Source organism: Pseudomonas sp. G7(2022) (assembly GCF_052660475.1).
The window spans coordinates 4,565,522-4,590,974 of record NZ_CP109659.1; the positions used below are offsets into that span (position 1 = coordinate 4,565,522).

General features: G+C 60.5%; 26 protein-coding genes. 2 read left to right on the forward strand and 24 right to left on the reverse strand.

Annotated features, from left to right (window positions below; all coding sequences use genetic code 11):
• Positions 1-92: 92 nt before the first annotated feature.
• From NE357_RS20735 to NE357_RS20815, 17 genes are all read right to left on the reverse strand, one after another.
• Positions 93-653, reverse strand: coding sequence for a DUF1285 domain-containing protein (locus NE357_RS20735; RefSeq protein ID WP_169431426.1), 561 nt, complete (start codon positions 651-653; stop codon positions 93-95).
• A 15-nt stretch (positions 654-668) separates the two neighbouring features.
• Complete coding sequence (locus NE357_RS20740; RefSeq protein ID WP_169431427.1) at positions 669-1,274, reverse strand: DUF4823 domain-containing protein; 606 nt, start codon at positions 1,272-1,274, stop codon at positions 669-671.
• Between the two features lie 120 nt (positions 1,275-1,394).
• Positions 1,395-2,363 (reverse strand): GTP 3',8-cyclase MoaA, encoded by a 969-nt coding sequence (locus NE357_RS20745; RefSeq protein ID WP_096820964.1) that lies wholly within the window; start codon positions 2,361-2,363, stop codon positions 1,395-1,397.
• Between the two features lie 138 nt (positions 2,364-2,501).
• Positions 2,502-3,140 carry a TetR/AcrR family transcriptional regulator gene (locus NE357_RS20750; protein WP_007950805.1) on the reverse strand — a complete coding sequence of 213 codons (639 nt, stop codon included), beginning with the start codon at positions 3,138-3,140 and terminating at the stop codon, positions 2,502-2,504.
• Between the two features lie 341 nt (positions 3,141-3,481).
• On the reverse strand, positions 3,482-4,267 hold the full coding sequence (locus tag NE357_RS20755) for a TatD family hydrolase (protein WP_169431428.1): 786 nt from the start codon (positions 4,265-4,267) through the stop codon (positions 3,482-3,484).
• A 15-nt stretch (positions 4,268-4,282) separates the two neighbouring features.
• Complete coding sequence (locus NE357_RS20760; RefSeq protein WP_085710925.1) at positions 4,283-4,639, reverse strand: PilZ domain-containing protein; 357 nt, start codon at positions 4,637-4,639, stop codon at positions 4,283-4,285.
• A 42-nt stretch (positions 4,640-4,681) separates the two neighbouring features.
• The gene (locus NE357_RS20765) at positions 4,682-5,665 is read right to left on the reverse strand and encodes a DNA polymerase III subunit delta' (protein WP_169431429.1); all 984 of its coding nucleotides are present in this window, start codon (positions 5,663-5,665) and stop codon (positions 4,682-4,684) included.
• A complete protein-coding gene (tmk, locus tag NE357_RS20770; RefSeq protein ID WP_169431430.1) occupies positions 5,658-6,290 on the reverse strand; it encodes a dTMP kinase in 633 nt (210 codons plus the stop codon). Before tmk ends, NE357_RS20765 begins: the two co-directional genes overlap by 8 nt.
• Positions 6,291-6,309: 19 nt before the next feature.
• A complete protein-coding gene (gene mltG / locus NE357_RS20775; protein ID WP_169431431.1) occupies positions 6,310-7,491 on the reverse strand; it encodes an endolytic transglycosylase MltG in 1,182 nt (393 codons plus the stop codon).
• A 3-nt stretch (positions 7,492-7,494) separates the two neighbouring features.
• Complete coding sequence (gene pabC / locus NE357_RS20780) at positions 7,495-8,310, reverse strand: aminodeoxychorismate lyase (protein WP_169431432.1); 816 nt, start codon at positions 8,308-8,310, stop codon at positions 7,495-7,497.
• Positions 8,310-9,554 (reverse strand): beta-ketoacyl-ACP synthase II, encoded by a 1,245-nt coding sequence (fabF, locus tag NE357_RS20785; RefSeq protein WP_007908259.1) that lies wholly within the window; start codon positions 9,552-9,554, stop codon positions 8,310-8,312. Before fabF ends, pabC begins: the two co-directional genes overlap by 1 nt.
• 108 nt (positions 9,555-9,662) lie before the next feature.
• Positions 9,663-9,899, reverse strand: a complete 237-nt coding sequence (acpP, locus tag NE357_RS20790) for an acyl carrier protein (RefSeq protein ID WP_003175607.1) — start codon at positions 9,897-9,899, stop codon at positions 9,663-9,665.
• 196 nt (positions 9,900-10,095) lie between these two features.
• The gene (gene fabG / locus NE357_RS20795; RefSeq protein ID WP_007950790.1) at positions 10,096-10,839 is read right to left on the reverse strand and encodes a 3-oxoacyl-ACP reductase FabG; all 744 of its coding nucleotides are present in this window, start codon (positions 10,837-10,839) and stop codon (positions 10,096-10,098) included.
• A gap of 16 nt (positions 10,840-10,855) precedes the next feature.
• Complete coding sequence (gene fabD, locus NE357_RS20800; protein ID WP_007950787.1) at positions 10,856-11,794, reverse strand: ACP S-malonyltransferase; 939 nt, start codon at positions 11,792-11,794, stop codon at positions 10,856-10,858.
• Between the two features lie 125 nt (positions 11,795-11,919).
• Complete coding sequence (gene plsX, locus NE357_RS20805) at positions 11,920-12,930, reverse strand: phosphate acyltransferase PlsX (RefSeq protein ID WP_169431433.1); 1,011 nt, start codon at positions 12,928-12,930, stop codon at positions 11,920-11,922.
• Positions 12,931-12,934: 4 nt separating this feature from the next.
• A complete protein-coding gene (gene rpmF, locus NE357_RS20810) occupies positions 12,935-13,117 on the reverse strand; it encodes a 50S ribosomal protein L32 (RefSeq protein ID WP_003179396.1) in 183 nt (60 codons plus the stop codon).
• Between the two features lie 13 nt (positions 13,118-13,130).
• Positions 13,131-13,658: a YceD family protein gene (locus tag NE357_RS20815; RefSeq protein ID WP_085710932.1), complete on the reverse strand. Its 528-nt coding sequence runs from the start codon at positions 13,656-13,658 to the stop codon at positions 13,131-13,133.
• Positions 13,659-13,764: 106 nt separating this feature from the next.
• On the opposite strand from NE357_RS20815, the gene NE357_RS20820 reads away from it, so the two are divergent.
• Positions 13,765-14,343, forward strand: coding sequence for a Maf family protein (locus NE357_RS20820; RefSeq protein ID WP_169431434.1), 579 nt, complete (start codon positions 13,765-13,767; stop codon positions 14,341-14,343).
• 46 nt (positions 14,344-14,389) lie between these two features.
• On the opposite strand, the gene sppA is transcribed toward NE357_RS20820, so the two are convergent.
• Genes sppA through rluC form a run of 3 tightly spaced genes read right to left on the reverse strand, consistent with a single transcriptional unit; the run spans position 14,390 to position 17,015 of the window.
• Complete coding sequence (sppA, locus tag NE357_RS20825) at positions 14,390-15,379, reverse strand: signal peptide peptidase SppA (protein WP_169431435.1); 990 nt, start codon at positions 15,377-15,379, stop codon at positions 14,390-14,392.
• Between the two features lie 24 nt (positions 15,380-15,403).
• Positions 15,404-16,066, reverse strand: coding sequence for an HAD-IA family hydrolase (locus tag NE357_RS20830; protein ID WP_169431436.1), 663 nt, complete (start codon positions 16,064-16,066; stop codon positions 15,404-15,406).
• Positions 16,053-17,015 carry a 23S rRNA pseudouridine(955/2504/2580) synthase RluC gene (rluC, locus tag NE357_RS20835; RefSeq protein WP_169431437.1) on the reverse strand — a complete coding sequence of 321 codons (963 nt, stop codon included), beginning with the start codon at positions 17,013-17,015 and terminating at the stop codon, positions 16,053-16,055. The genes NE357_RS20830 and rluC overlap by 14 nt, the downstream gene beginning before the upstream one ends.
• A gap of 697 nt (positions 17,016-17,712) precedes the next feature.
• Here rluC and rne point away from each other — a divergent pair.
• Complete coding sequence (gene rne / locus NE357_RS20840) at positions 17,713-20,928, forward strand: ribonuclease E (RefSeq protein ID WP_169431438.1); 3,216 nt, start codon at positions 17,713-17,715, stop codon at positions 20,926-20,928.
• 66 nt (positions 20,929-20,994) lie between these two features.
• Here the strand turns inward: rne and NE357_RS20845 are convergent, their stop codons facing one another.
• Genes NE357_RS20845 through NE357_RS20860 form a run of 4 tightly spaced genes read right to left on the reverse strand, consistent with a single transcriptional unit; the run spans position 20,995 to position 25,356 of the window.
• Positions 20,995-21,591 carry a nucleotidyltransferase family protein gene (locus tag NE357_RS20845; RefSeq protein ID WP_169431439.1) on the reverse strand — a complete coding sequence of 199 codons (597 nt, stop codon included), beginning with the start codon at positions 21,589-21,591 and terminating at the stop codon, positions 20,995-20,997.
• Positions 21,588-22,568 (reverse strand): XdhC family protein, encoded by a 981-nt coding sequence (locus NE357_RS20850; protein WP_169431440.1) that lies wholly within the window; start codon positions 22,566-22,568, stop codon positions 21,588-21,590. The genes NE357_RS20845 and NE357_RS20850 overlap by 4 nt, the downstream gene beginning before the upstream one ends.
• The gene (locus NE357_RS20855) at positions 22,568-24,889 is read right to left on the reverse strand and encodes a xanthine dehydrogenase family protein molybdopterin-binding subunit (protein ID WP_169431441.1); all 2,322 of its coding nucleotides are present in this window, start codon (positions 24,887-24,889) and stop codon (positions 22,568-22,570) included. Before NE357_RS20855 ends, NE357_RS20850 begins: the two co-directional genes overlap by 1 nt.
• Entirely contained in the window at positions 24,886-25,356 is a 471-nt protein-coding gene (locus NE357_RS20860) for a (2Fe-2S)-binding protein (RefSeq protein WP_039770687.1), read from the reverse strand. Before NE357_RS20860 ends, NE357_RS20855 begins: the two co-directional genes overlap by 4 nt.
• Positions 25,357-25,453 lie beyond the last annotated feature (97 nt).

Below are 25,453 nucleotides of genomic sequence, written 5' to 3' on the forward strand. Positions count from 1 at the left end.
GAAGCCGTTCGCTGTGAGTGTCTACGCTAATCATCATACGATTGGGAGTCAACGACAAAAAACCGCAGCCTGCTTTCACAGACTGCGGTTTCTTAGGGTTCGAGGCCGATGCGGAAGAATTCGCCGCTACTCCAGACGCCGAGCCAGCGCTGGCCATCGATTTCCCGGCTGACTGCCAGTTCAACCAATTGGTAGAACACGTTGCGATGGATCAGCGCTTCGAGGTTGGTGCGTACATGCACATAAGGGGCTGGTTCTTGAGTGACCGGGTCGATCTCGACGCGGAGCGGATGTTGCGCGCCGGCCTCGGTGGTTTCATCGACATTGGTGGTAAAGCGCAGCACTTGCGACTCGCCCTCGCCTTCCACCTCGACGGCAATCGCCACGAAGGGCGCGTCATCGACCTTGATCCCGACTTTCTCAACCGGCGTGATCAGGAAGTAATCATCGCCATCGCGGCGGATGATGGTGGAGAACAGCTTGACCATCGGCTTGCGCCCGATCGGCGTACCCAGGTAATACCAGGTGCCGTCGCGGGCGATGCGCATGTCGATGTCGCCGCAGAAGTCCGGGTTCCACAAGTGCACCGGCGGCAAGCCTTTGGTTTTGGGGATTTGCCCCAGCAGGTCATTGGCTTTTTGCGGGCCACTCATGGCGTACTCCTTGAATTACTGGTCCCCGACGCCCAGCAGGCTGCGCGCATATTGCGCGAGCGGTGGGCCGATCAGGTCTTCGGGCTTGTTATCGTGGAACGTCAGTAAACCGCCACGACTCTTGATCCGTGCAGTATCAATCAAATACTGGGTGCTGGTCTCGATCAACATGATCTGAATCACGCCGCCGTCGATACCGAGGCGATCCACGGCTTCCTGATCGAGCCACTCATCGGAGTTGCCGATGCGGTCGTCGGCCTTGGCGAAACGGGTGTAAAGTAAGTAATGAGCACCGGCGTCGCGGGCTTCGCCCATCGCCTGGTCGAGGCCTTCCGGCACGCGGGCGCGGCGGACCATCGGGAAGTATTCGACGAAGCCTTTGAAGGCCTCTTCAGCGACTACGTTGGGGCGCGGGTAGGAACCACCCGGCGGCGCGAACGAGCCTTGCGCGATGTAGATGAACGAATCGGGCTGAATACGGAAATTGTTAACGCGGCGGCTGTCGCTGTGATCCAGCAGACCCGCGTCGCTCATCTGGTAGCGAGTCCCTTCGGCCATGTCACTGACAGTCATACAGCCGCCCAGCGCCAAAACGGCCAGCAGCAAAACCAGGCTACGCATCCTAATCCTCCAGAAGCCGGTGACGGAAAACCGGCGAATGGCCGTAGGATGCAGCTTTTGCGCCAGTCCTTGGAAATGTGCAGGTATCCGCTTTGAAATAGAGTTTCTGTGGCGAGAGACTTAGCCGCCGATGATCTTCATGACGGTGGCGCCACCGGAGAATGCGACTTCCTGCTTGTCGCCCAACGCCTTGACCAGTAGTCGTTGCAACGCCGGCAGCGCCTCGTGGCGCGGTTTGTCGAGCAGGTCACCGACATAGTGGCGGTTGCTCGACGACAGGCAGCCATGCAGCCATCCGGTGGACGACAGGCGCAAGCGCGAGCAGGTTCGGCAGAACGGCACGCTTTCGTTGGCGATCACGCCGAAATTGCCCAGACCGGGAATCGCATAGCGAACAGCCGTGGCGTCCACCGGCGCGTCGGTTTGCGCATACTCGTAATGCTCGCCGATCAGACTCAGCAGCTGTTGCAGGCTGACAAACTGTTGCAGGAAGGCATTGGAGTCGGTGGCCAGGTGACCCATTCGCATCAACTCGATGAAACGCAGTTCAAAGCCGCGTTCAAGGCAGTAATCGAGCAACGGCATCACCTGGTCGAGGTTCTGCCCGCGCAGCGGCACCATGTTGACCTTGATCTTCATTCCCGCCGCTGCCGCCTGATCCATGCCATCCAGCACAGTGGCCAGATCGCCACCACGGGCGATGCTGCGGAACGCGCCGGCGTCCAGCGTATCGAGGGAAACGTTGATGCGTCGCAGGCCGGCATCGACCAGCAACGGAAGTTTTTTCGCCAGGAGCTGGCCGTTGGTGGTCAGGCTGATGTCTTCCAGGCCCATCTTGCCGACGGCGCTCATGAACGATTCGAGTTTGGGGCTGACCAGCGGCTCGCCACCGGTGATGCGCAGGCGCTCGATGCCGGCGGCTTCGATCAGATAAGCCACGCCACGTGCCATGGCCTCGGCCGACAGTTCATCCTGCGCAGCCACCAGCCGCTTGCCGTTGGGCACGCAGTAGGTACAGGCGTAATTGCAGGCTGAAGTCAGACTGATCCGCAAATTGCGAAAACGCCTGCCTTGACGGTCAACGATCATGAAGCACTCCGGCGATGGAAAATCGAGCGGCTAAAACTTGACTCACAATTCAAGTTTTAGCAAGCCCTATGCCTGAGTATATTCCTGAGGTACTGCGCCATGTAGCGAAAAACACGGCGCATAAGGCAACTGAATGATTCAGCTGCTCGGCGTTTCAGGGTCGCGCTTGCGCTTGTTGCCCATGCGCACGCCGATATCCATCAGGAACTGGAAGAAACCTTCCTGATCTTCCAGCACATTGCTCCAGAACGGCGAGTGATACAGCGCCACCGCGCCGTGCACCAGCGCCCAGGATGCGCAGTAGTGGAAGTACGGCGGCACGTCTTCGAGCTTGCCTTCGCTGATGCGGCCCTTGATGAGCAGCGTCAGACGTTCGAAGTTCGAGGCACGGATCTTGTGCAGCTCCTCGACCATCTCCGGCACCTGATTGCCCTTGACCACCTTCTCTTCCAGGCGATCGAACAGGCGATAGCGCTGCGGGTCACGCATGCGGAATTCAAAGTAGGCACGGGACAGGGCTTCCTTGTCCTTGTCGACATCGGCCGAATGCAACAGCTCGTTCAAGTCGCGCTCGTAATCGAGCATCAGGCGCAGGTAGATCTCGGCCTTGGACTTGAAGTGCTTGTAGATCGTGCCTTTGCCGATACCCACGGCATCAGCAATCATCTCGACGGTGACACTGTCTTCACCTTGTTCGAGGAACAGCTTGAGCGCGGTATCGAGAATTTCTTGCTCGCGGCGACGAAACTCACGGACCTTACGAGGTTCTTTGTGCATAAGAAAAGGTCTGTAGGGGTCAAAATTCGAAGCCGCGTATTATGCCTAACTTGCGCAAAAATGCACGGATCATCCGACCATATCTGTGTTTCTTGTTCATTTCACGAACGTTTGCACGGCAATGAGAACATAACCGAAGCGAACGTATTCCAAATTTGTTTAAAAACCCCGACTGCCCCACTGGACTGAACGCCAGACTGATCAATACTTGAACTGTCGGGCGACATCTCCCCCAAGTGTCGCGCCGGTAAAGGTACCAAAGGACCGCGTGCCTTTGTTTTACTCCTAATGGTCTTAACCCGGATTCACCCCCCAGAACCCGGGTTTTTTTTGCCTGCGATTCAGGCTTTTACGTGGGCCAGCGGAAACAGCCGCTTGAAGTTCTGCGTGGTCTGCTCGGCAAAACGCTCGTAGTTTTCACCCCGCAGCATCGCCAGAAACTCTGCCACTTCCCGCACGTATTGCGGCAGGTTCGGCTTGCCGCGATAGGGGATCGGCGCCAGGTATGGCGAATCGGTTTCCACCAGCAGGCGATCAGCCGGAACCTTGCTCGCCACATCGCGCAGCGCATCGGCATTGCGGAAGGTGACGATGCCCGACAGGGAAATGTAATAACCCATGTCCAGCGCTGCCTTGGCCATGTCCCAGTCTTCAGTGAAGCAATGCAGCACGCCGGCCTGGGGCAGCGCGGCTTCGCGCAACAGCTCAAGCGTGTCGGCGCGGGCGCCACGGGTATGGATGATCACTGGCTTGCCGGTCTGCCGGGCGGCCTGCAGGTGCAGACGGAACGATTCCTGCTGCAGCTGGGCGGCTTCCGGCTCGTAGTGGTAGTCCAGACCGGTTTCACCGATCGCCACCACTTTCGGGTGATTGAGCTCGTGCAGCAGCCAGTCCAGTGCCGGTGCCGCGCCGGGCTGCACATCCAGCGGATGCACGCCGACCGAACAATCGACGTCTTCATAGCGCTCGGCCAGCGCTTTGACATCGGCGGCGTTGTCGGCACTGACGCCGATGCACAGAAAGTGACCGACTCCGCGCTGACGAGCCGCATCCAGTGCGGCATCCAGAGAGCCGTCGTGGACGGCAAGGTCGAGGCGATCAAGGTGACAATGGGAATCTACGAGCATAAAAAGGACTGCAACTTACATCGTATGAGTGGGACGGTCGGACTTCAGGGCTCCGGCCAGATGGGTTTCGATGCGACTGCGGGCGGTGTTGTCGCCATCGTTGAATTGCACGCCGACGCCGGCCGCGCGATTGCCCTGGGCGCCTTTGGGGGTGATCCAGGCGACTTTGCCGGCCACCGGAATCTTTTCCGCTTCATCCATCAGATGCAACAGCATGAACACCTCGTCGCCCAACTTGTAGCTCTTGTTGGTGGGGATGAACAGGCCACCGTTCCTGATGAACGGCATGTAAGCGGCATAAAGCACGGATTTGTCCTTGATGGTCAGGGACAAAATGCCGTTGCGCGGCCCCGGGCTGACGGGTTCATTCATGTTGACCTCCACTGCTGATGTTCAGAGTCTAGGTACACATTCTTATCTTTGGCCAGGCAGACTCGCCCATTGCACCAACAACGCTTCCAGCAGCAATGCCGCGTTGAGGTTGGCCTTGCTCAGGACTTTCTGGCGCTGGGCGAGAATCCAGTCCTGGATATCGAGCACTTTAGCCTGAGCGCTTTTCTGCGCCAGATACTGCACAACCTTGCGCATGTCGGTCAGGCCCAGGCCCGCTTCATCCTGGGTCAATTGATAACGCAGGATCAGGCTCGACCAGTCGCAGAACCAGTCGAACAGACGCAGCATCGGAATGTTTTTCCACTCCTCGGCCAGCTGCGTCGGCGATTGCTGCTGCTTGAGCAGCTTCTTCACGCCTTCCACAACTTGCGCGCGCTGTTCGCGCACGCCCTGTCCCTGCAACGTCACGGCCGCCAGCGGCGAACCAGCGGCCAGGGTCAAGAGTTCGACACGTTCGTCTTCGGAACATTCCGGCAGCGCCCGAGCCAGCCATTGCAGGCTCATGGCCTCGCTCGGCAGCGGACAGGCCTGCTGCACACAACGACTCTTGATGGTCGGCAGCAGACGGCTCGGCTGGTGACTGACCAGCAACAGCACGGTGTCGCCGGACGGCTCTTCAAGGCTCTTGAGCAAGGCGTTGGCGGCGTTGATGTTCATCGACTCCACCGGCTCGATCAGCACCACCTTGCGCCCGCCCAGTTGCGCGGTCTGCACCACGAAACTGACCAGATCGCGCACCTGGTCGACCTTGATCGCCTTGTCCGCCTCTTCCGGCTCCAAAATGTAATTGTCCGGATGGCTGCCCGCCTTGAGCAGCAGGCAGGACTTGCACTCGCCGCAGGCTTCAGGCGTCGGACGCTGGCACAACAGGCTGGCCATCAGCCGCTCGGCCAGCGCACGCTTGCCGATCCCGGCCGGCCCGTGCAGCAGATACGCGTGGGCGTGTTGAGTACGCCCGGCCAGTTGCTGCCAGAGGCTGTCCTGCCATGGATAGGCCTCAGCCACGGCAAAGCTCCAGCAAGTTCGGAATCAGGGTATCCAGCGATTGTTGAACCTTGACCAACGGCTGACCGGCGTCGATCCGCACGTAACGTGCAGGATCGGCCTCGGCACGCTTGAGGAACGCACTGCGCACAGCCTCGAAAAACTCACGGCCTTCCAGCTCGAAGCGATCCAGACGACCCCGAGCGCTGGCACGGGCCAGGCCGATTTCCACCGGCAGATCGAAAATCAATGTCAGATCGGGGCGCAGATCACCCTGAACGAAAGTCTCCAGCGCCGCGATGCGTTCCAGCGACAAGCCGCGGCCGCCACCCTGATAGGCGTAAGTCGAATCAGTGAAACGGTCACACAACACTACCGCGCCACGGGCGAGCGCCGGTCGGATGACTTCAGCCAGATGCTGGGCACGGGAGGCGAACACCAGCAGCAGCTCGGTGTCCGGGTTCATCACTTCGTCGACCGGTGCCAGCAACACCTCTCGAATGCGCTCGGCCAGCGGCGTACCGCCTGGCTCACGGGTCAGCACCACTTCGATACCGGCGGCGCGCAGGCGCTCGGCGAGGTATTCGCGGTTGGTGCTTTTGCCGGCGCCTTCCGGGCCTTCCAGGGTAATAAACAAGCCAGTCACAGGCAGTCCTTAATCAAAGTCATTGCGCGTTTTGCGGTGAGACCGCTCCAGTTTCCGGCGTCGGCGCGGGTTCCTGCGCAGGAACTTGCGGCAACGACTCGGGCGCCGTGTCGGGGGATGCGGCAGGAACGGCCTCGCCAGTGGCCGGAGTGGCTTCCGGCGTCGAGGCCGGCGCCGGGCTCGAGCGGTAATCCGAGCGCCGTTTGAGCTGGAACTCACGCACCGCACTGTTGTGTGCATCGAGGTCGTCGGAGAATACGTGGCTGCCGTCGCCACGGGCGACAAAGTAGAGGCTGGTTCCTTCCACCGGGTTCAACGCCGCGTGAATCGCCTCGCGGCCGACCATCGCAATCGGCGTCGGCGGCAACCCGGGAATCACATAGGTGTTGTACGGCGTGGCTTCCTTGAGATGAGCACGGGTCAGCTTGCCGTTGTAGCGATCACCCAGACCGTAGATCACCGTCGGGTCGGTCTGCAGCTGCATGCCCAGGGCCATGCGGCGCACGAACACACCGGCAATCTGGCCACGCTCCTGGGGAACGCCGGTTTCCTTCTCCACCAGCGAGGCCATGATCAGTGCCTGATACGGTTCGGTATACGGCGCATCGGCGGAACGACTTTCCCATTCCTTGGCCAGCACTTCGTCAAGGCGGTCGAACGCCTTTTTCAGCAGCTCGGTATCGGAAACCCCGCGCACAAAGCGGTAGGTATCGGGGAAGAATCGACCTTCGGGAAACACGCCCTTGTGGCCGATCTTGCTCATCACATCACTGTCGCTCAGGCCGGTCAGGGTCTGTTCGATCTTTTCATCTTTCGCCAGTGCGGCGCGCACCTGATGGAAATTCCAGCCCTCGACGAGTGTCAGGCTGTATTGAACCACTTCGCCACGCTTCCACAGTTCGATCAGGCCCTTGACGGTCATGCCCGGCTGCATGCGGTACTCGCCCGTATGGATCGGGGTGCCGGACAGATTGAAGCGCCAGTAAATGCGCAGCCAGAATGCGTCCTTGATCACACCATCCGCTTCAAGGCCGAGAATAGTACGGGTCGGCGTGGAACCCTTCGGCACATCCAGCAATTCTTCCTGCGTGATGTTCAGGGGCTGTTCCAGCGCCGAATGAATCTTCCAGGCGCTGGCGCCCAGCAGCAGCCCTGCCAGAACCAGTCCGGTTTCCAGCAGCAGCAAAAGTTTACGTCTCACGAATCAGGCATCCAGTAGCGTGCGGGCAATGGTTTGCAGTTTACGGGTGAGCGGCCCAACCGGCCAGCTCAGTGCAGCGTACGCGCGTACCGGCCAGACGCCATACACGCTGTTGCAGACAAAGACTTCATCGGCCCATTGCAGCTGTTCAAGGCTGATATCGGTGATTTGCACGGGGATACCCGATGACGCTGCCTGAAACAATAATTCGGCGCGCATCACGCCAGCCACGCCGCAACGTTTCAGATCCGCCGTGACCAACACGCCGTCACGTACCAGAAACAGGTTGCTGAACACACCTTCGATCACACGCCCCGCCTGGTCGAGCATCAGGCCTTCCGCGTGCTCGCTGTCCTGCCATTCGGCGCGAGCGAGGACCTGTTCCAGACGATTGAGGTGCTTGAGACCTGCCAGCAAGGGCTGAACAGATAAACGCGTCGTACACGGGAACAGGCGAACGCCTTGCTCGCCATGGACAGCAGGATACGCCGCAGGAGGATTGCCTTGCAGAATCCGTCGGCCCTGCGCCGAAGGATCCGGCGCATAACCGCGCAAACCGTCGCCGCGGGTGAGGATGAGTTTGAGCACCCCCTCGCCCATGGCCGCTGCATAGGCTTGCAGCTCGCTACGGATCAGCTCGATATCGGCCGCGATGGCCAGGCGTGAACAGCCCTCGGCCAGCCGAGTCAGGTGACGTTCCAGCAGCAAAGGCTGGCCGCCACATACGGCGATGGTCTCGAACAGACCGTCGCCGTAAGCCAGGCCGCGATCTTTCAGCGACAGAGCGTCAGCCGGTTGACCGTCGACCCAGCAGTCCATCAGCCGGCGAACCGACGGAACGCCAACGTGCCGTTGGTGCCGCCAAACCCGAACGAGTTGGACAGTACGACATCGATGTCCATGTTGCGTGCGGTGTGCGGCACAAAGTCGAGATCGCAGCCTTCATCCGGCTCATCGAGGTTGATGGTCGGTGGCGCCACCTGGCTGTTGATCGCCAGCACACTGAAGATCGCCTCGACCGCGCCCGCTGCACCCAACAGGTGACCGGTCATGGACTTGGTGGAGCTGACCGCCAGTTTGTAGGCGTGATCACCGAACACCGACTTGATCGCATTGGCTTCGGCGAGGTCGCCGGCCGGCGTCGAAGTACCGTGGGCGTTGATGTATTGCACTTGATCGACATTGATCTTCGCGTCACGCAGCGCATTGGTGATGCAGCGTGCGGCACCGGCGCCGTCGGCAGGTGGCGACGTCATGTGGAACGCATCGCCACTGGTGCCGAAACCGATCAGCTCGGCGTAGATGGTCGCGCCACGGGCCTTGGCGTGCTCGAGCTCTTCGAGCACCAGCGCACCGGCACCGTCGGACAGTACGAAGCCGTCACGGCCCTTGTCCCATGGACGGCTGGCGCGGGTCGGTTCATCGTTGCGGGTCGACAGTGCGCGAGAAGCGCCAAAGCCGCCCATGCCCAGACCGCACGCGGCCATTTCGGCGCCGCCGGCAATCATCACGTCGGCTTCGTCGTACATGATGTTACGGGCTGCCATGCCGATGCAGTGCGTACCGGTGGTACACGCCGTGGCGATAGCGTAGTTAGGCCCCTGTGCACCCAGGTGGATGGACAGGAAACCGGAAATCATATTGATGATCGAGCCAGGCACAAAGAACGGAGAAATCCGGCGCGGACCGGTCTCGTGCAAGGTGCGGCTGGTTTCTTCGATGTTGGTCAGACCGCCGATACCCGAACCCATGGCCACGCCAATGCGTTCACGGTTGGCATCGGTGACTTCCAGACCGGCATTGCGTACGGCTTGAAAGCCGGCCGCCAGACCATACTGAATGAACAGGTCGAGCTTGCGCGCTTCCTTGACCGACAGGTATTCCTCGACATTGAAGCCCTTTACCGAGCCGCCAAAGCGGGTGGAATAGGCAGAAAGGTCGGTGTGTTCGATCAGACCAATGCCACTGCGGCCAGCCAGAATGCCCTGCCAACTGCTCGGCACATCCGTGCCCAGTGGCGACAACATACCCATACCGGTGACTACGACGCGTCTACGCGACACAGCACTCTCCTTTTTCAAATGACGACTTTGCATCAGGCCTAAAGAAAAAACCGCACGCCATGATGGCAGTGCGGTTTTTCCATGACAGCAAGCAACGATTACAAACTATTACGCCTGGTGGCTAGTAACGTAGTCGATTGCAGCTTGTACAGTAGTGATCTTCTCAGCTTCTTCGTCAGGGATTTCGGTCTCGAATTCCTCTTCCAGAGCCATCACCAGCTCAACGGTGTCAAGGGAGTCGGCACCCAGGTCTTCTACGAAGGAAGCGGTGTTTACCACTTCTTCTTCTTTAACACCCAGTTGCTCGGCAACGATTTTCTTGACGCGCTCTTCGATGGTGCTCATACCTTGTTTTCACTCCTAATGGACAAATTCAGGCAGCTGGCCAGTGGGTAAGTGTATAGAAAGACTTTTCAGCTTTTCAACTGAAAGCTTCACTCCTCAAACCCTGCGGCCCTCTGCCTATAAATAGATTGCAGCTTTATAACGGATTTTAGACAGCTCGTATGACATTTTTTTGAAGCAATCCGTCACATTTGAATTACATGTACATCCCGCCGTTCACCGGGATTGTAGCCCCGGTCACGTATGCCGCACCGTCGGATGCAAGAAAAGCGACCACGGAAGCGATCTCTTGAGCTTGTCCCAGACGGCCCAGCGGAATCTGCGTCTGCAAGGCTTCACGCTGTGCTTCAGGCAGCTCGCGAGTCATATCGGTGTCGATGAACCCTGGGGTTACCGAGTTGACCGTAATCGAACGCGAACCGACTTCACGCGCCATGGCACGGCTGAAACCTTCCAGACCGGCCTTGGCGGCTGCATAGTTTACTTGGCCAGCGTTGCCCATGGCACCCACCACCGAGCCAATACTGATAATTCGACCCCAACGCGCCTTGGTCATGCCGCGCAGAACGCCCTTGGACAGGCGATACAGACTGTTCAGGTTGGTATCGATCACGTCGTACCACTCGTCGTCTTTCATGCGCATCATCAGGTTATCGCGAGTGATGCCGGCATTGTTGACCAGGATCGCCACCGGAGCACCGAACTGCTCCTGGATGCTCGCGAGCACCTTGGTGACCGACTCATCGCTGGTGACGTTCAGTTCGAAACCTGCGCCCTGAATGCCGTTTTCCTTCAGGGTCGCAGCAATACGCTCAGCGCCCGAAGCGGAAGTCGCGGTGCCAACAACGATGGCGCCCTGACGACCCAGTTCCAGTGCGATAGCCTGGCCGATACCACGGCTTGCGCCGGTGACCAGTGCAACTTTACCTTGCAGACTCATGCAAGCTTCTCCTGATTCAGACAGCCGCTGCGCGAGCAGCAGCGAAAGCGTCTGGGGTATTGAGGTTGGAAGTCGAAACGCCTTCGGCGCAACGCTTGTTCAGGCCGGCCAGCACTTTGCCAGGGCCGCACTCGACCAGATTGGTCGCGCCTTTCGCTGCCAGAGTCTGTACGGACTCGACCCAGCGAACCGGCTTGTAGAGTTGCTCCAGCAGGTCGCGCTTGAGGGTTTCCAGATCCGCCGGCACCTGAGCGCTGACGTTCTGCACCACAGGGATCTGCGGCGCCTGCCAGTCGATGGCGGCGATGGACTCGGCAAAGCGCTCGGCAGCCGGGCGCATCAGCTCACAGTGCGATGGCACGCTGACCGGCAGCGGCATGGCTCGCTTGGCGCCACGAGCCTTGCAGCCTTCAATGGCGCGCTCGACAGCCGCCTTGGCGCCAGCGATCACCACCTGACCCGGGGAATTGAAATTCACCGCGCTGACCACTTCGCCTTGAGCCGCTTCGGCACAAGCTGCCAGCACGTCAGCATCTTCCAGACCGAGGATGGCAGCCATGCCGCCCTGCCCGGCTGGAACGGCTTCCTGCATCAGTTGGCCACGGCGCTCGACGAGTTTTACCGCGTCCGCCAGGCTCAGGCTGCCGGCAGCGACCAGTGCGCTGTATTCACCCAGGCTGTGACCGGCAACGAAGGCCGGACGCGCACCACCTTCAGCCAGCCACAGACGCCACAGGGCGATCGAAGCGGTCAGAATGGCCGGTTGGGTTTTGTCGGTTTGATTGAGCAGCTCTTCCGGGCCCTGCTGGGTCAGTGCCCACAGGTCGTAGCCCAGAGCATCGGATGCTTCTTTGAAAGTTTCGAGGATCAGCGGATGTTGCGCGCCCAGCTCGGCCAGCATGCCGAGGGACTGCGAACCCTGTCCTGGAAAGACGAATGCGAGGGAAGCAGACATGTAACAAGCCCCTAATGATCTTGTCGTCGGAAAAATGGCATCCCGCTAGAGGGACGCAAGAAACTGACAGTTGGATGGCCCTTTGAACCGGGCGGTCACATTTAAGCATTGTCCGACGAAAACGCCTAAGACAACAAATCCTCCAGACGACCGTGCAGGCGCTCCGGAAGATTCTCCTGAATCTCGATCAACGCCCGCTGAATGGCACTCTGAAAGCCCTGAACCCCGGCGGAACCGTGACTTTTCACCACGATCCCCTGCAAGCCGAGAAAGCTTGCGCCGTTATGTCGCGCAGGCGCCAGATCAGCCTGCAGACGCTTCATCAATGGCAACGCCAAGGCACCCACGATGCGCGAAGGGAGGTTTTTCTTGAACAGGGCCTCGATGCGAGCGGCGATCATCGTCGCCAGGCCTTCGCTGGACTTGAGCAGGATATTGCCGACGAAACCGTCGCACACCACCACGTCCGCCTCGCCACGATACAGGCCGTCGCCTTCGATGAAACCGATGTAATTGATGCCTCTGGCGGCCTGCAACAAAGTCGCCGCCAGCTTGACCTGCTGATTGCCCTTGATGTCTTCGGTGCCGATATTGAGCAGCGCGACGCGCGGACGGGCAATGCCCAGGGTTTGCGCGGCCACGGAACCCATCACAGCGAATTGCAGCAGATGCTCGGCACTGCAATCGACGTTGGCGCCCAGATCGAGCAACTGGCAGTAGCCCTTCTGCGTAGGAATCGCGGCCACCATGGCCGGACGATCAATCCCCGGCAGAGTCTTGAGCACAAAGCGCGACAGAGCCATCAGCGCACCGGTATTACCGGCACTGACACAGGCCTGGACCTTGCCGTCACGCAGCAATTCGAGGGCGACACGCATCGACGAATCCGGCTTGCCACGCAGAGCCTGGGCAGGTTTTTCGTCCATGGTGATGACTTCGGACGCCGGAACAATCGTCAGGCGCGCGCGATCGGCAGCCGATTGGCCGGTGATCAATTCTTCAAGAAGGGAGGGTTGACCGACGAGGGTCAGGTGCAGCGAGGGCGTAGCAGAAAGGCAAGCAAGGCTGGCCTGAACAATGCTGCGGGGACCGAAGTCCCCGCCCATTGCGTCAATCGCGATGACTTGAGCGGACAAGTGATTACTCGTCAGCGCCCTTGTCGATCACTTTACGGCCACGGTATACGCCTTCTGGCGATACGTGGTGACGCAGGTGAACTTCACCAGTGGTTTTTTCTACAGACAGGGTGCTAGCCTCGAGAGCGTCGTGCGAACGGCGCATGTCACGGGCAGAGCGGGATTTTTTGTTCTGCTGAACAGCCATAATTGATTAACTCCTAAACGTTTGGGTCACGCTTTAACTGCGCCAATACACTGAACGGGTTGGACCGCGTTACCTCGTCCTCGCTCGGTTCGGGCTCATCTGCTCCCGCCGGCTGCTGGCATTCTTCCGGATGATGAGCAGGCACAATGGGCAAGGCGAGCAGAAGCTCCTCCTCGATCAGTGACTGCAGATCCAATGGATCTTCGCCCAGTTCCAGCACGTCATAACCTTTCGGTAACGACTGGGTATTCGCACCCTCCTTCACTACAGCGTAACTGCACTCGCTGTGGATCGGCAGGGTGACCAGCTCAAGACAACGCTGGCAAACCATTTTGACTTCGGTGTCGATAAAGCTGTGGATCACCACAGATTTACGTTCATCTCGTTCAAAAACGAGTTTGGCCTGCACCGTACCGACATCGTCGGAAAGCGGGTCGCAGAGTCTCTTCAAATCGGCCAGCAGCAGTTCACCTTGAAGGGTGGTGCCACGGTCAGCCAATTTGCGCGGGTCAACGTGAGGTGGAATCGGGTCATTCAACATAGGCGCAGCATTATAGGGATGCCCCCACCCATGTCAAAGGAAATTGTGCCCTGTCCGTCACTTGCGAGCCTCCGCTAGAATCTGCAACCTGCCTCTGGAGACGCGAATGCTGCCTTTATTACTCGCTTCAAGCTCGACCTATCGTCGGGAATTGCTCAATCGCCTGCGCTTGCCGTTCGTCTGCAGCTCGCCGGACATCGACGAAAGTCATCGCCCGGGAGAATCGGCAATCGAACTGGTCAAACGCCTCGCCGAACAGAAAGCACGGGCACTGGCCGACAGCCACCCTGCTCACCTGATCATCGGCTCCGACCAGGTCGCCGTACTCGGCGAGCGCATTATCGGCAAGCCCCACACTTTCGAAAACGCTCGCCAACAACTGCTGGCCGCCAGCGGCGCCAGCGTGACCTTCCTCACCGGCCTGGCACTGCTCAATAGCCAGACCGGCCAGTGCCAGGTCGACTGCGTGCCCTTCACTGTGCACATGCGCACACTGGATCAGGCCCGCGTCGAGCGCTACCTGCGCGCCGAGCAGCCCTACGACTGCGCCGGCAGCTTCAAGGCCGAGGGGCTGGGCGTGAGCCTGTTCCAGTCCACCGAAGGCCCGGACGCCACCAGCCTGATCGGCCTGCCACTGATTCGCCTGATCGACATGCTGCTGGCCGAAGGCGTACAGATTCCCTGACCCACAAAAAACCGGCCCTCAGGCCGGTTTTTCTTGCAGCATTCGATCAGCGTAAAGACGGGCCGTTAAAACCCATCCACATTGCCAGTTTCTCGGCAACGCTGGCTCCGAGCTTCTTCGAGAAGCGATCGAACGGCGATTCCTGAACGGTGAAATCCACCAGCTCTTTTTCGCCAATCACATCACGCGCCACCGAACTGGCATTACCCAGGCCGTCGATCAAACCCAGCGGCAGCGCCTGCTCACCCGACCAGACCAGACCGGAGAACAGCTCCGGATGATCCTTGTCCTTCAGGCGATCACCACGCCCCTGCTTGACGCTGTTGATGAACTGCTTGTGCGTGGTATCCAGCACGCTCTGCCAGAACGCTGTCTCTTCCGGCTTTTGCGGCTGGAACGGATCCAGGAACGCCTTGTGCTCGCCAGAGGTGTAAGTGCGACGCTCGACGCCAAGCTTCTCCATCGTACCGACAAACCCGTAGCCGGCTGCCGTCACGCCAATTGAGCCCACCAGACTGGCCTTGTCGGCATAAATTTGATCCGCCGCGCTGGCAATGTAATAAGCACCGGAGGCGCCCAGATCAGAAATCACCGCATACAGCTTGATATCAGGATGCAGGCCGCGCAGGCGCTTGATCTCGTCATAAACATAACCCGACTGCACTGGGCTGCCGCCCGGACTGTTGATGCGCAGGATTACGCCCTTGACCTTCTTGTCCTCGAACGCCGCGCGCAGACTGCCGACGATATTGTCGGCACTGGCAGGTTCTTTATCGGCGATCATGCCGGTGACGTCGATCAACGCGGTGTAATTGCCACTGCGCGTGGCGCTTTTCTCCATATCCATCAACGGCGTAAACAGGATCAGCGCAACGAACAGATAAACAAAGGTCAACAGCTTGAAGAAGATACCCCAGCGGCGCGAACGACGCTGCTCCTGCACGCTGGCCAGCAGAGTCTTTTCCAGCAGCTTCCAGCTTTTCGCGTCACCGTCGTCGGCGGTTGCCTTGGCCGGTGCTTTCCATTCGTCGGTCATGCCATCCACCCCAGCAAAAACGTATTAAGCCTGCTTCCCCAGCCAGGCATGCAATTCGGAAAAATGGTCGATCGACAGTCGCGGCTCGAACTGCTGCAGCGATTCGATCGACTGCGCGCCGTAGCTGACCGCCACCGAATCCATCCCCGCATTGCGCGCCATCAACAGATCAAAGGACGAATCGCCGACCATCAGCGCCTGTTCGGCACGCACACCGCAATGCGCAAGGATCTGCTCCAGCATCAGAGGGTGCGGTTTGCTTGCAGTTTCATCGGCAGCCCGGGTGATATCGAAATAATCTTCCCAGCCATTGGCCTTGAGCACCCGATCCAGCCCGCGACGATTCTTGCCGGTCGCGACCGCCAGGTGGTAACCCTGTTCGCGAAAAGACGCCATCGACTCGACTACGCCCTCGAACAACGGCGAAGGCTCGGCTTCCGCGGCGATGTAGTGATCGGCGTAATACTCGCGAAACGAGGTCATTTCAGCATCGCTGATTTCGGGATACAGCGTACGGATCGCCTCGGGCAATCCCAGACCGATAATGCCTTTGACGGCAAAGTCATCACGCAGCTCGAAACCGGAGCGCCCGGACGCCGAGTGCATTGCCTCGACAATCCGATGAATGGAATCAGCCAGCGTGCCGTCCCAATCGAAAATCAGCAGCTTGTAATCAGATGGGCGCACTCAATCGCTCCACAGTCTTGGCCCACATTTCATCGACCGGCGCCTGCAACTTGAGTTCACCGCCATCGGGCAGCGGCACGGTCAGCATGTAAGCGTGCAGGAACAGGCGCTTGCCGCCCAGATCACGAATTTCCTTACTGAAACTGTCATCGCCGTATTTGGTGTCACCGGCAATGCAGTGCCCGGCGTGCAATGTGTGGACGCGGATCTGGTGCGTGCGACCGGTGATCGGCTTGGCTTCAATCAGAGTGGCAAAATCGCCAAAGCGACGCAGGACCTTGAACACGGTCACAGACTCCTTGCCCTCCTCCTCGTCAACCTCGACCATGCGCTCACCGGAGCGCAGATTGCTCTTGCCGAGCGATGCACGGACTTGCTTGATCGAGGTCGCCCAGTTGCCGCGAACCAGTGCCATGTAGCGCTTATCGACGCCATCACCGCGCAACGCGGCATGCAAGTGACGCAACATGCTGCGTTTCTTGGCGATCATCAGCAGGCCGGAGGTATCACGGTCGAGACGGTGAACCAGCTCGAGCTCCTTGGCATCGGGACGCAACTGACGAAAGGCTTCGATAACGCCGTAATTCAAGCCACTGCCACCGTGAACCGCAATGCCGGCGGGCTTGTTGATCACGATCAGGGCCTTGTCTTCGTAGACAATCGAGGCTTCCAGGCGCTGCAACAGACCCTGGGCCAAAGGCACTGGCTCGTCGCGCTCAGGCACGCGAACGGGCGGCACGCGCACGATGTCGCCGGCCTGCAGCTTGTATTCGGGCTTGATCCGACCTTTGTTCACGCGCACTTCGCCTTTGCGCAAAATGCGGTAAATCAAGGTCTTGGGCACGCCTTTTAGCCGGGCGAGGAGAAAATTGTCGATTCGTTGGCCGGCATATTCCGGCGAGACCTCAAGCAATTGAACGCCTGGAGTCGAAGGGGCAGTAGTCGTCATGGCGCGGATGATAACAATTTTTATGGAATTGAAGCACTTAATCATTGCTGCTATAGTCGCGAACGCCGCCAAAAGCGGCCTGGACAGCGGAACCACGGTCAAAAACCGGCCCTGACCAACGCAATTCACCAGGACGCGAGGCCGTCCTACGGGGCTTTCGCTACGTAACGGTGGAGTTTGCAGCTGTAACAAGCGCAGGTGACATGAGGCCTGAATCACGCCGCAAAGCAGAGTTCTGACTCGCCACGCGAGCCATATTCACGGCCAGTTCACAAAGTGCAGTCAGCCGCGGATGACCCCGAGCGAAGACGCCGGAAACACCGCCTGAATTAGCCATGATGCGTGACCTCCCCTTTCGGAGCTCACGGTAAATGCCAACCCGCTGCGGATTCTGCGCGCGGCAGCACCCGAATTATCAGGGATACGTGTAGGGTGGAGATGCACAACCGCTGGACTGTGTAGCAACAGGTTTTATCAAGACGCTTCATCTCGTCCACAGCCACGGTTGATTCCTCCTCCTGACTGAGTGCTTAAGTAGCCACAGCAAGCAGGACGCGTACGTCGCGATAACGGCCCAATTGGCCGGACATCGCTGGACACGGGAATGGCCAACCACTCCCGACGCACCTGACACCGACCGTGAGAAGTCGTGTGTGCCGAACGCCGTTTCCGGCAGCCCGGAAACCGACGGTACTACATGAAAAGAATGCTGATTAACGCAACTCAACCCGAAGAGTTGCGTGTTGCACTGGTAGATGGCCAGCGCCTCTACGACCTGGACATCGAATCCGGTGCACGCGAGCAGAAAAAGGCCAACATCTATAAAGGCCGTATCACTCGCATCGAACCAAGCCTTGAGGCTGCCTTTGTCGATTTCGGCTCCGAGCGCCACGGCTTCCTGCCCCTCAAAGAAATCTCCCGCGAATACTTCAAGAAAGCCCCCGAAGGCCGCGTCAACATCAAGGACGTCCTGAGCGAAGGCCAGGAAGTCATCGTTCAGGTCGAAAAAGAAGAACGTGGCAACAAGGGCGCAGCCCTGACCACCTTCATCAGCCTGGCCGGTCGTTATCTGGTCCTGATGCCGAACAACCCGCGTGCCGGCGGCATCTCCCGTCGCATCGAAGGCGAAGAACGCAACGAACTGCGTGAAGCGCTGAACGGCCTGGTCGCTCCAGCCGACATGGGCCTGATCGTGCGCACTGCCGGCCTTGGCCGCAGCAGCGAAGAAATGCAGTGGGACCTCGACTACCTGCTGCAACTCTGGACCGCGATCAAGGAAGCCTCGCTGGATCGTTCCGCGCCGTTCCTGATCTACCAGGAAAGCAACGTCATCATCCGCGCCATCCGCGATTACCTGCGCCAGGACATCGGCGAAGTGCTGATCGACAGCGTTGAAGCCCAGGACGAAGCCCTGACCTTCATCCGCCAGGTGATGCCGCAGTACGCCAGCAAGATCAAGCTGTACGAAGACAGCGTTCCGCTGTTCAACCGTTTCCAGATCGAAAGCCAGATCGAGACCGCTTTCCAGCGCGTCGTCGAACTGCCGTCCGGCGGCTCCATCGTCATCGATCCGACCGAAGCCCTGGTGTCCATCGACATCAACTCGGCGCGCGCCACCAAAGGCAGCGACATCGAAGAAACCGCCCTGCAGACCAACCTTGAAGCGGCTGAAGAAATCGCCCGTCAGTTGCGCCTGCGCGACATCGGCGGCCTGATCGTCATCGACTTCATCGACATGACCCCTGCCAAGAACCAGCGCGCCGTGGAAGAGAAAGTCCGCGAATGCCTGGAAGCCGACCGCGCCCGCGTGCAGATCGGCCGCATCTCGCGCTTCGGCCTGCTGGAAATGTCCCGTCAGCGCCTGCGTCCTTCGCTTGGCGAAAGCAGCGGCATCGTCTGCCCGCGCTGCAGCGGTACCGGCATCATCCGTGACGTCGAATCGCTGTCCCTGGCGATCCTGCGCCTGATCGAAGAAGAAGCCCTGAAAGACCGCACCGCCGAAGTTCGCGCTCAAGTGCCGATCCCGGTGGCCGCGTTCCTGCTCAACGAAAAACGCAACTCGATCACCAAGATCGAACTGCGCACCCGCGCCCGCATCGTCATCCTGCCGAACGATCACCTCGAAACCCCGCATTTCGAAGTTCAGCGTCTGCGTGACGACAGCCCGGAAGCCGCGACCAACCAGTCCAGCTACGAAATCGCTGCCGCTGCCGCCGATGTCGAAGACGTCCAGCCAGCCGCCGCGACCCGCACCCTGGTTCGCCAGGAAGCCGCCGTCAAGACCGCTCCGGCCCGCGCCAACGCTCCGGTTCCGACCGAAGTCGCAGCGCCGGCCCCGGCACCTGCTCCGGTTGCCGCGCCAGAGCCAAGCCTGTTCAAAGGCCTGGTGAAGTCGCTGGTCAGCCTGTTCGCCACTAAAGAAGAGCCTGTTGCTCCGGTTGTGGTTGAAAAACCTGCCGCCGAGCGTCCGGCCCGCAACGAAGAGCGTCGCAACGGTCGTCAGCAGAGCCGCAACCGTAACGGTCGCCGCGATGAAGAACGCAAGCCTCGCGAAGAACGTGCACCGCGTGAAGAACGCGCACCACGTGAGCCGCGTGAAGAGCGTCAACCGCGAGAGCCACGTGAAGTCCGCGAGCCACGCGAATCCCGTGACGAAGCACCGGTAGCCCGTGAAGAACGCGCACCACGCGCCCCTCGTGAAGAACGTGCACCGCGTGCTCCGCGTGAAGATCGCAAGCCGCGTGGCGAGCGTGAAGAGCGCGTACGTGAACTGCGCGAACCTCTGGATGCCGCTCCGGCCGTTGCTGCCGCCGCCACCGCTGAAGAGCGTCCGGCCCGTCAGCCGCGTGAAGAACGTGCGCCACGTCCTCCGCGTGAAGAGCGTCAACCGCGTGCCGAACAGGCCGCTGCTGCCGTAGCCGAAGAAGAAATCACCACCAGTGAAGAGCAACTGCCGGAAGATGGTTCGGAGAACGCCGAAGGCGATCGTCCACGCCGCCGCTCCCGTGGTCAGCGTCGTCGCAGCAACCGTCGCGAGCGTCAGCGTGACGCCAATGGCAACGTGATCGAAGGTTCGGAAGAATCCACCGAAAACGCTGAAGCCGCCGAGCCAAGCACTGCCGATCTGGCTGCCGGCCTGGCTGTTACTGCCGCTGTTGCCAGCACCGTGATCAGCGCTCCGGCCGAAGCTCAGGCCCACGAGCAAGCTGAACGCGCCACCGCTGCAACCCTGGAAACTGCTCCAGTAGAAGCGCCGGTTGTTGAAGCAACCACTCCGGTCGAAGTAGCTGCTGCTCCGGAAGTCGAAGTGGCGCCGGTTCGCGAAGCTCAGCCTCAGGCTGAAGCGGCTGCCGAACCCGCGGTGACCTTCGAAGCACCAGCCGTAGTTGAAGAGTCGGTTGTCGAAACCGTCGCTGAAACCGTGACCGAAACCGTGCGTGAAGTTCGCGAAGAGCAGACCGCTTTCAACTGGGTGGCCGAGCCGGCTGTCGCTGAAACACCAGCGCCAGTGGTTGAAGCGCCTGCCGTGGAAGAAGCCAAGGCCGCCGAGCCAGTGGTTGTTACAGAACCAGCGCCGGTCGTAGAAGCGCCAGTCGCAGCCGAAGCGCCAGCGCCAGTTGCTGCGCCTGCTCCGGTCAGCGCCCTGACCCCAAGCGGCCGTGCGCCGAACGACCCGCGTGAAGTGCGTCGTCGCAAGCGTGAAGAAGAGCGTCTGCAGAAGGAAGCCGAACTGGCTGCCGCTGCCACCGCTGCTGCTCCAGCTGCCGAAGTGGTCGAGGCAGCCCCTGCCCCGGTCGCTGAAGAAGTTGCCGTTGAAGCCGTGATTGCCGAAGCGCCACGTTCCGTTCAGGACGCGGTCGAGCACCACGAACAGGCCCAGGAAAAAGAACACGAGCCTAAACCTCTCGTCTGATTCCGACCGCCACTAAAAAGCCCCGCCTGGTGATCCAGGCGGGGCTTTTTTTGCCTCAAGGTTTTATCAGGATGGCGGGAAAACCAGCGCATCCGGCACGTCGATATCCCACAACACCCCCGGATCATCCACCGCGACTTCAATCACCCGCCCTTGGGCGAACAACGGCCTGGCGCCCCGGTCACCGGACAAGGCCATCAGCCCTGCGGCGAACGAGCAACCAAACCCGACCGGATGCCCATAGTCACCGTTCAACGTCGGTACGCTGACCGTATCCTCGGCAATCGCCGCCACGACTCGCTCAATACTCGACGGCAGGATGAACGGCATGTCGCCCAGCACAATCAACCAGCCATCGGCATCCGGGCAAGCTGCCACACCCGCCGCGATGCTGTCGCCCATTCCCGTGGACTCGATCGAGACAATGTCGCACCCGTAAGCCTGCGCCATGCGCATCGCTTGCGGCCGCGCCTCGGTCGTCACCAGCACTCGCTTGTCGAGGCTGGCCGGCAGATTCACCAACACCTGCTCGATCACCGAACGCACCGCGCCGTCACGCCCGGTGCAATCGGCCAGCAGCTTGTCCTTGTCGGCACCCGCCACTTCGCGAAAGCGGCTGCCCTCGCCCGCCGCCAGCACAATCACTCCGATGGATCGGCTCATACACTCTCCACGGTCTTCTTCTGCTTGAGCTCGACACCATTCTTGATCGCGACGATTTCCGCCAACAGCGACAGGGCGATTTCCGCCGGGGAATGGCTGCCGATATGCAAACCGATCGGCCCGTGCAAACGGGCGATGGCCGCTTCCGACAAGCCTAGCTCAGCCAGATTTTCCCGACGTTTGCGGCTGTTGACCCGTGAGCCAAGCGCACCGACATAGAATGCTTTGGAGTCGAGCGCCGTGAGCAGCGCCATGTCATCCAGCCGTGGATCGTGAGTCAGCGCGACAATCGCCGTGCGCTCATCGGTCTGGATATTCAGCACCGCCTCGTCCGGCATGCCGGGCACAAACCGCCCATGCTGCTCTTCCCAGCCATAGACGAACTCGGTACGTGGATCACAGATCAGCACTTCGAAATCCAGCAGTCGCGCCATCTCGGCCACATACCGCGACAACTGCCCGGCGCCGATCAACAGCAGGCGCCAGCGCGGACCGTAAATGGCGCGCAGGGTCTGGCCGTCGAAGCTCAAGGTGTCAGTCTTGCCGGCCGGGCGCAACACCACCTCACCAGTGCCGATGCTCAGCTCGCGAGCGACAATTTCGTGGGCCTCGCAGCGGGCCAGCAACTCGGCGACCCACGCCGGATCACCGACCCGTTCCTCGGTCAGGCGCAGGGTGCCGCCGCAAGGCAGGCCGAAGCGCGCGGCTTCTTCCTGCGTCACGCCGTAGGTGATCAACTGCACCGGCGGTCCGTCGGTGCTGATTCGCCCATCGTGCAGCCGGGCAATCAGATCGTCTTCGACGCAACCGCCGGACACCGAGCCGATCACCACGCCATCTTCGCGCAGCGCCAGCATCGCGCCGGGTGCCCGGGGCGCGGTGCCCCAGGTCTGCACCACGGTGAACAACACCACCCGCTGCCCGGCACGACGCCATTCGAGCACGCTACGCAGGACATTCAGATCGGCGCTGTCCATCACGCTTGCGCCTTCTGCCAGCCCTGCAACTGGTAGCGCACCGGCAGGTTGCGAATGCGTTGGCCAGTGGCAGCGAAGATCGCGTTGCACAGTGCCGGCGCAATCGGCGGTACGCCCGGCTCACCGACACCACCCAGCGGCACCTCGCCCGGCGGCGACACCAGATGCACCGCCACTTCCTTCGGCGCCAGCGACATGCGCGCCACTTCATACATATGGAAGTTGTCCTGTTGCACCTTGCCGTCCTTGAAGCTGATTTCGCCCCACACGGCATTGCCCAGGCCCATCACACAAGCGCCTTCGAACTGCGAACGGATCCGCTCAGGGTTGATTTGCGGCCCGCAATCCACGGCGATATCGGCCTTGTGCACGATCAGCGTGCCATCGTCCTTGACCTCGACCTCAATCACCGCCGCCACATAAGTCACGAAGCTGTAATGCACTGCCAGCCCGAGGCCGCGCCCTTTGGGCAATTTGCGCCCCCAACCGGCGGCCTTGGCCGCGGTTTCCAGCACGGTGCGCATGCGCCCGGTGTCGATCGGATAACGCTCGGGGGATTCGCCGTAGTTCCATTCTTCACTGAGCGTGCGCGGGTCGATCTGCCGATCCGGGCCGAGCAATTTGATCTGGTACTTGAGCGGGTCTTCCTTGGCCTTGTGCGCCAGTTCGTCGACGAAGCTCTGGATCGCAAAACCATGGGGAATGTTCGACACCGAGCGATACCAGCCCACCCGCGTATGCACCGTGGCCTCAGGGTTTTCCAGGCGCACGTTGGGAATCGCGTAGGCCATGTTGGTGAAGCCCATGCCCAGCTCAAACGCGGCTTCGTGATTCATGCCCGGCGCAAACAGCGCGGTGATGCTCGGCGCCACCGTGCGGTGCAGCCAGGCGGACGGCAAACCGTCCTTGCCCACACCGGCCTTGAGGTATTCGGCCGACACGGTGTGGAAATAGGAATTGTGGATGTCGTCTTCGCGCGTCCACTGGACCCGTACAGCCTTGCCGGGAAATTCCTTCGCCAGAATGGCAGCTTCAACAACGAAATCCGGCTTGGACTTGCGACCGAAACCACCGCCGAGCAGCGTCACGTTGAAGGTCACGTTATCGAACGGCAAACCGAGGCGTTCAGCGATCCGCTCACGGGTGACCTGCGGTGCCTGACTCGGCGCCCAGGCCTCGCACACGCCTTCTTTATAGCGAGCGATGGCGACCATCGGCTCCATCGGTGCCTGGGCCAGATGCGGCAAGTAATAAGAGGCTTCGAGGGTACTGGCGGCACTGCCGATGGCTTTATCGATGTCGCCGGTATTGCGCACCACTTTGCCCGGTTTCAGCGAAGCGGCTTCGATCTCCTTGCGATAGGCAACGGAGTCGTAACTGGCATTCGGGCCATCGTCCCACTCGATTTTCAGCGCTTCACGGCCCTTCAATGCCGCCCAGGTATTGCTGGCCACCACGGCCACGCCGCCCAACGGCTGAAATTCCGAAGGCAAAGGCCGCGGTTCGATCTGGATGACTTTGAGTACGCCCGGCACTTTCAGCGCGGCGCTGTCATCCACCGATTTGACCTTGCCACCGTACACCGCCGGACGCGCAATCACCGCAAACAGCATATCGTCGAAATGCACGTCGGCCCCGTAAACCGCACGGCCATTGACGATGTCGGCACCGTCGATGGCTTTGGTGCCTTCCTTGCCGATGTAACGGAACTCCGACGGCTGCTTGAGCCGCAGGCTGTCTCGGCCCGGAACCGGCAGCGCACTGGCCGCAGCGGCCAGCTCACCGTAACCCAGCTCGCGCCCGGACGGTGTGTGAATGACTTTGTGCAGTTGCGCGTGGCACTCACTGACCGGAACCTTCCACTGCGCGGCGGCTGCCTGCTCCAGCATGGTCCGGGCAGCGGCGCCGCAACGACGCATCGGTTCGTACCAGTGACGCATGCTGCGCGAGCCATCGGTGTCCTGATTGCCGAAGCGCACCTCATCACCCGGCGCCTGCTGAACCTTGACGTGGGCCCAGTCGGCTTCCAGCTCATCAGCGACCACCATGGTCAGGCTGGTGCGCACGCCCTGGCCCATTTCCGAGCGGTTGCAGACCACAGTCACCGTACCGTCGGCGGCAATGCTGACGTAGACCTTCGGATCATCGATCCAGCCGTTGGGCATGCCATCGGCACCGAACTTCTTCGGTTTGTCTTCGGCCAGCGCATCCTGCCAGCCCCAGCTCGCCGCCAGCACCAGCGCACCGGTAGCGCCGACACCTTTGAGGAAGCCCCGGCGACTCAGGTTACTCAGGGCAAAATCGTTCGGTAGACGGCTCATGCCTTGGCCTCCTTCAAGTGAGTGGATGCCTGACGGATCGCAGTCTTGATCCGGTTGTAGGTACCGCAGCGGCAGATGTTGCCGACCATCGCCTCTTCAATCTGCTCGTCGCTTGGGTTCGGGTTGGTCTTGAGCAACGCGGTGGCGGACATGATTTGCCCGCCCTGGCAGTAACCGCATTGGGCCACAGCCGTGTCGAGCCAGGCTTGCTGGACGATCTGGCCAACCGGGTCGGCATGCAGATTGTCGATGGTGGTCACGTTCTGCCCGACCACCGAACCGATCGGCGTGATGCAACTGCGCGCCGGCGCGCCGTCGATATGAATGGTGCACGCACCGCACAGGCCCATGCCGCAGCCGAACTTGGTGCCGTTGTAACCGGCGACGTCACGGATCGCCCACAACAGCGGCATGTCCTCGGTGACATCGAGTGGATGGTCTTGACCATTGAGTTTCAGGGTAATCATGGGCACGCCCGCATATTCATGGAGGTTATGGGGTCGAGCAATCTGCCGCCGGAAATCAGCGGTGGGTTCACGCAGATCGACTCAGGCTAATGAGGCT

Excerpts from the sequence above, each read along its gene's own strand:
- NE357_RS20735 (WP_169431426.1), bottom strand. The coding sequence starts at position 653 with ATGAGTGGCCCGCAAAAAGCCAATGACCTGCTGGGGCAAATCCCCAAA.
- NE357_RS20740 (WP_169431427.1), bottom strand. The coding sequence starts at position 1,274 with ATGCGTAGCCTGGTTTTGCTGCTGGCCGTTTTGGCGCTGGGCGGCTGT.
- NE357_RS20745 (WP_096820964.1), bottom strand. The coding sequence starts at position 2,363 with ATGATCGTTGACCGTCAAGGCAGGCGTTTTCGCAATTTGCGGATCAGT.
- NE357_RS20750 (WP_007950805.1), bottom strand. The coding sequence starts at position 3,140 with ATGCACAAAGAACCTCGTAAGGTCCGTGAGTTTCGTCGCCGCGAGCAA.
- NE357_RS20755 (WP_169431428.1), bottom strand. The coding sequence starts at position 4,267 with ATGCTCGTAGATTCCCATTGTCACCTTGATCGCCTCGACCTTGCCGTC.
- NE357_RS20760 (WP_085710925.1), bottom strand. The coding sequence starts at position 4,639 with ATGAATGAACCCGTCAGCCCGGGGCCGCGCAACGGCATTTTGTCCCTG.
- pabC (WP_169431432.1), bottom strand. The coding sequence starts at position 8,310 with ATGGACTGCTGGGTCGACGGTCAACCGGCTGACGCTCTGTCGCTGAAA.
- acpP (WP_003175607.1), bottom strand. The coding sequence starts at position 9,899 with ATGAGCACCATCGAAGAGCGCGTCAAGAAAATCGTTGCCGAGCAACTG.
- fabG (WP_007950790.1), bottom strand. The coding sequence starts at position 10,839 with ATGAGTCTGCAAGGTAAAGTTGCACTGGTCACCGGCGCAAGCCGTGGT.
- fabD (WP_007950787.1), bottom strand. The coding sequence starts at position 11,794 with ATGTCTGCTTCCCTCGCATTCGTCTTTCCAGGACAGGGTTCGCAGTCC.
- rpmF (WP_003179396.1), bottom strand. The coding sequence starts at position 13,117 with ATGGCTGTTCAGCAGAACAAAAAATCCCGCTCTGCCCGTGACATGCGC.
- NE357_RS20815 (WP_085710932.1), bottom strand. The coding sequence starts at position 13,658 with ATGTTGAATGACCCGATTCCACCTCACGTTGACCCGCGCAAATTGGCT.
- NE357_RS20820 (WP_169431434.1), top strand. The coding sequence starts at position 13,765 with ATGCTGCCTTTATTACTCGCTTCAAGCTCGACCTATCGTCGGGAATTG.
- sppA (WP_169431435.1), bottom strand. The coding sequence starts at position 15,379 with ATGACCGACGAATGGAAAGCACCGGCCAAGGCAACCGCCGACGACGGT.
- rluC (WP_169431437.1), bottom strand. The coding sequence starts at position 17,015 with ATGACGACTACTGCCCCTTCGACTCCAGGCGTTCAATTGCTTGAGGTC.
- rne (WP_169431438.1), top strand. The coding sequence starts at position 17,713 with ATGAAAAGAATGCTGATTAACGCAACTCAACCCGAAGAGTTGCGTGTT.
- NE357_RS20845 (WP_169431439.1), bottom strand. The coding sequence starts at position 21,591 with ATGAGCCGATCCATCGGAGTGATTGTGCTGGCGGCGGGCGAGGGCAGC.
- NE357_RS20850 (WP_169431440.1), bottom strand. The coding sequence starts at position 22,568 with ATGGACAGCGCCGATCTGAATGTCCTGCGTAGCGTGCTCGAATGGCGT.
- NE357_RS20855 (WP_169431441.1), bottom strand. The coding sequence starts at position 24,889 with ATGAGCCGTCTACCGAACGATTTTGCCCTGAGTAACCTGAGTCGCCGG.
- NE357_RS20860 (WP_039770687.1), bottom strand. The coding sequence starts at position 25,356 with ATGATTACCCTGAAACTCAATGGTCAAGACCATCCACTCGATGTCACC.